Annotated in this window: 3 protein-coding genes, 1 tRNA gene and 2 pseudogenes; 5 read left to right on the top strand and 1 reads right to left on the bottom strand. The window is 69.6% G+C overall.

The window, feature by feature from the left end; genetic code table 11:
• Window positions 1–131: 131 nt before the first annotated feature.
• The gene (locus tag SRB17_RS47915; protein ID WP_267133525.1) at window positions 132–263 is read right to left on the bottom strand and encodes a hypothetical protein; all 132 of its coding nucleotides are present in this window, start codon (window positions 261–263) and stop codon (window positions 132–134) included.
• Between the two features lie 212 nt (window positions 264–475).
• On the opposite strand from SRB17_RS47915, the gene SRB17_RS48825 reads away from it, so the two are divergent.
• From SRB17_RS48825 to SRB17_RS47430, 5 genes and pseudogenes are all read left to right on the top strand, one after another.
• A complete protein-coding gene (locus SRB17_RS48825) occupies window positions 476–913 on the top strand; it encodes a zinc ribbon domain-containing protein (protein WP_416237155.1) in 438 nt (145 codons plus the stop codon).
• 163 nt (window positions 914–1,076) lie between these two features.
• Window positions 1,077–1,679 carry a hypothetical protein gene (locus tag SRB17_RS45065; RefSeq protein WP_153548014.1) on the top strand — a complete coding sequence of 201 codons (603 nt, stop codon included), beginning with the start codon at window positions 1,077–1,079 and terminating at the stop codon, window positions 1,677–1,679.
• Window positions 1,680–1,869: 190 nt separating this feature from the next.
• Window positions 1,870–2,092: pseudogene (locus SRB17_RS45060) on the top strand (cold-shock protein).
• A 26-nt stretch (window positions 2,093–2,118) separates the two neighbouring features.
• Window positions 2,119–2,195, top strand: a tRNA-Met gene (locus SRB17_RS45055).
• Between the two features lie 72 nt (window positions 2,196–2,267).
• Window positions 2,268–2,963: pseudogene (locus tag SRB17_RS47430) on the top strand (IS701 family transposase); the annotation flags it as partial.
• Between the last annotated feature and the right edge of the window lie 807 nt (window positions 2,964–3,770).

The raw sequence follows: 3,770 nt of genomic DNA, 5'->3' as shown, positions 1-3,770 counted from the left end.
CCGCAAGCGACTGCGCAGGCATCCGGTCTGTGGTTACCTCACCCCGTTGGAGACCCGACAGCGACACGAGCAAGGACACTCCCTCGCAGCGTAAGCATCGAGTGTCCAAGATCACGGGGAAGCTTCACCTCTCACACGATCGCGTCGGCGGACTGCGACGTGATCGGCCCGGACAGGGCGTCCGTCGACCAGCCGGGGACCCGAAGCAGTACGACGCCCGAGGTGGGCTTGCCTGCAGTCGGACCCCGGAGGGTGTCTGACATGTCGATGTCCACCGTGACGGACTGCGATGCGGACCGTCGCCTCATCACGTGGGAGTACCGCGTGACGACATGGGCGGGGGAGCCGGGGGAGGCCTGCTCGACGTGGTCGGGCGAGTGGTGCTCGTCCTTCCGCTCAAGTCGCGCATCCACTGGAGGCCGACCGACGGCTCATACACGCCCTTGCCCGCGCGCACCGGAGCCAACGCCTTGCCATGCGGCGCGAGATACGTGTCGAACTCCTCCGTCGCGGTGATTGCCGGGCGCTTCGCATCCCACCCGAGCGTCACCGTCTCCGTAGCCGTTCCGGGCGCCGTTCCGGACGTCGCGTCCGCCCGCTCAGCCCCTGCGCACAGCAGCAACACCGCGAGCGCCGCGCCCGCCGCTACGACGTGGCGCGACGCCCCCACGCTTCAACAACCCCATGGCTCCCCCCACAGCCGCCGCCCGGAAGCGACGGTACTGGCCCGGCGCGGCTGTCGTCAGGTAGTGGCAAAGACCGCGATGTCCTCGGGCACACCGCCAAGGAGAACCGGCCCACCCAGGAGCAGTTGCACTGCGTCGCGTGCGGTCACACCGCGCACGCGGACACGGTGGGCGCCCAGAACGTTCTACGGGCTGGGCTGGTCCGTTGCGAAGCCGCACCGGCATAGCGAGAAGCCCCTCAGGAGGGGGAGGAGTCACGGTCCTACGTGGCGAAGGGCGTGACCTGCGGTACGTCCATTTCTGTGGGAATCCCTGACGTCGCTTAGAACGGTGAGAGCGGTGACGGCGCGCATCTGGTCAGCGGACGGTCGCCGGCTAGACACTGTGCGCATGGACGAAGCGGGCCGTTCGGGTGGGGCGGACCAGGCGGAGTGGGAGCTGCCGCCTGGCGTGGCGCTGTCGCTGCCCACGACGCGCAGGGCATTGCGTCGCTACGCGGTCGGATCCGCGGGAGTGGCTCTCGCCGGTCTTGGGGCCGTCGTGGCGGGTGGGCTGGCCCTGGCTTTGTCCGGACGAGCGGCGCAGTCGGGTCTGCTCCACGACGTGCTGATCGCCACCGTCGGCCTGGGCTTCGTACCGACTGTCGGCGGACTGGCGGGCCTGGTCAACGTCCCGCGCATGCGCCGCCTGGCGGCTCGGCATCCCTGGCGCGTGTGGGACGGTACGTATCAGGTCCTGCCGCTGGGGGTCGGTCAGCCGGCCCTCCTGCCCGCAGGACAAGGCGGGCGGGTGATGTCGGTGGTTGCCTGGCGCTGGAACTGGAGTGTGCTGGGTCCGGAGCGGGGGTCGGTGTGGTACGTCGGCGATCCCCTGCGGGGTCCGGCCTTGGTCGCGCCGCCGGGCGAAGCCGTTGTCCTATGGGCGCGGCCCGTGCGGGTAATGCGACGCCGGATGCAGCGCCTGGCCGCCGGGCAGCCGCCCTCGGCGCCCTGACCGGCTCTCCACCTCAGAGCGTGTCCAAGAGGGGGCTACGGGGTGATTTTCCGTAGTGGTCGGGGGACTTGGAGCATGGCGGGGCCTCGGGTAAGTCGGCGGAGTATCACGGCGGTCATGGCCCAGCGGATCATGCTTTCGGAGTGCCTCATCCAGTTGGGGTATCCCGACGAGAACGAAAGACAGCAGTATGGCCGGCGGCACTGTGAAGTGGTTCAACTCCGAGAAGGGCTTCGGTTTCGTCGCCCAGGACGGCGGACCGGACGTCTTCGCGCACCACTCCAACATCAAGGGCACCCGGATACCGGGAACTGGTTGAAGGAGAGACCGTCACCTTCGACGTCACCCAGGGAGGGAAGGGCCCCAGGCCGAGAGCATCGTCCGCGGCTGAGTCCGCCCCGAGTCCCGCGTGATCCATCATGTAGAGTGGCATCACCGACGCGGGGTGGAGCAGCTCGGTAGCTCGCTGGGCTCATAACCCAGAGGTCGCAGGTTCAAATCCTGTCCCCGCTACCAGAAGAAAGGGCTCGCAAGCGCGGGCCCTTTCTGCGTTGCCTCCGCCGAACGACCAGCCGACCAGTCAGCCCCGCATACTGGGTGGTCGGCGACGAGGTCAACGGAGTCAACCCGCGCCTGCGCACAGCCCTGCGGGAGGTCGGCTACGTACTCGCCGTCGCCCGTGACCACGAGATGACCTCGCGCGGGCATGTTCCGCGTCGACGCCCTGATCAAGAAGCTGTCGTGGAGTGCCTGGCAGAAACTCTCCGCCGGCACCGGAGCCGAGGGGAACCGTTTCTACGAATGGGCCCTGGCTGACCTGGCCGATGACCGGCTTGGCCATCACCAGTTACTGGTCCGCCGCAGCCGACGCGCCAGCGAACTCGCCTTCTACCGTTGCTGCTCAGCCTCCTCAGTACCCGCTGTCCACCCTGTGTGCGTCGCCGGACGCGGATGGACCGTCGAGGAGACCTTCGAGTCCGGCGAAGGGCCTGGCCGGACCGGACGGACGCCAGGTCAGACGTTGGACGTCCTGGCACCGCTGGGCCACCCTCGCGATGCTCGCCCACGCCTTCCGCAGTCGTCCGCGCCGGCGGACACGCCCGCCACCCGAAGCCGGACGGGCTGATAGCGCTCACCTGCAACGAGATCCAGCGCCTGTTCATCGCGCTCGTCGTCCGGCCCGTCCACGGCACGGCCCACCTGCTCGACTGGTCCCAGTGGCGACGCCGTCACCGGTCTCGTTCCCGGGCCAGCCACTATCAGCGACGCGCCGCCCAGACATGAAGATCGCGATCTGCAGCTGGAGTATTCGGCATGCCGGCGCGGCTGCACGGTGTGCGTGCCCTCTCGGGCAGGTGAGGGGGGCGTGAATGGCCTTGCGGTTCCCTTCCTGGCGTCGGGGTTGTCTTCGGGGCTGTTGGCCGGGTGTGGGGTTGCTGGTGGGCGTGATGTGGTTGGTGGGTTGAGGTTGTTGTGATGTGTCCGGCCCTGGGGGTGTTGGAGGTGTCCGGCGGCGGTGTGCGGCGTGGTGCCGGCCTGGTGGGCAGGACGGTATGGCCCTGCGCGGGTCTGTCGGGGTCGTCGGTGGTGCCGGGTCTGGGGGCGCAGGGTGTACGGCGGCCCTGGCGCTGTCCGGCAGGGCCGTGTCCGCCCGGTCCGGAGTCGTGGTCTTCGCCCGGCCGGTGACCTGCTCTGCCGTGTCCTGCGTGATCGCATCGAGGGCCTGCCGGGTGCCGGTCCGGGCCGTCCTTGGGCTGCCGCCCTGGTGTCACCCGTGCGGGCCCGGCGGAAGTAGCCGGTGCCCGTCGGCTTCCGGCATGAGCACGGTGAAGGGTGGGCCTCTGTGTTCTCCGGTTCGTCCTGCCGTGCCCCGGCGAGGACTCGCTGTGACGCCGGTACTGCCCGCTGGGCTCGGGGCACGGCAGGTACCGCGGTGGCCGGGTCCCCTGCCGGTCGGGTCGCCCCCGGGCGGATGGTCTGTCTCTGTGTCCGGCTGCGGCTCTGCTCGGGGCCGGGGGTGAGGGGGTGGGTGCGGGGGGTCTGGGCGTGATGTCGGCCATGCGAGCGGGATCACATCCTATGGAGGGTCGT

The organism is Streptomyces sp. RB17, assembly GCF_009604455.1.
Classification (GTDB): domain Bacteria; phylum Actinomycetota; class Actinomycetes; order Streptomycetales; family Streptomycetaceae; genus Streptomyces.
This window is presented reverse-complemented; position numbering and strand designations above follow the sequence as displayed.

Excerpts from the sequence above, each read along its gene's own strand:
- SRB17_RS48825 (WP_416237155.1), top strand. The coding sequence starts at position 476 with ATGCGGCGCGAGATACGTGTCGAACTCCTCCGTCGCGGTGATTGCCGG.
- SRB17_RS47915 (WP_267133525.1), bottom strand. The coding sequence starts at position 263 with ATGTCAGACACCCTCCGGGGTCCGACTGCAGGCAAGCCCACCTCGGGC.
- SRB17_RS45065 (WP_153548014.1), top strand. The coding sequence starts at position 1,077 with ATGGACGAAGCGGGCCGTTCGGGTGGGGCGGACCAGGCGGAGTGGGAG.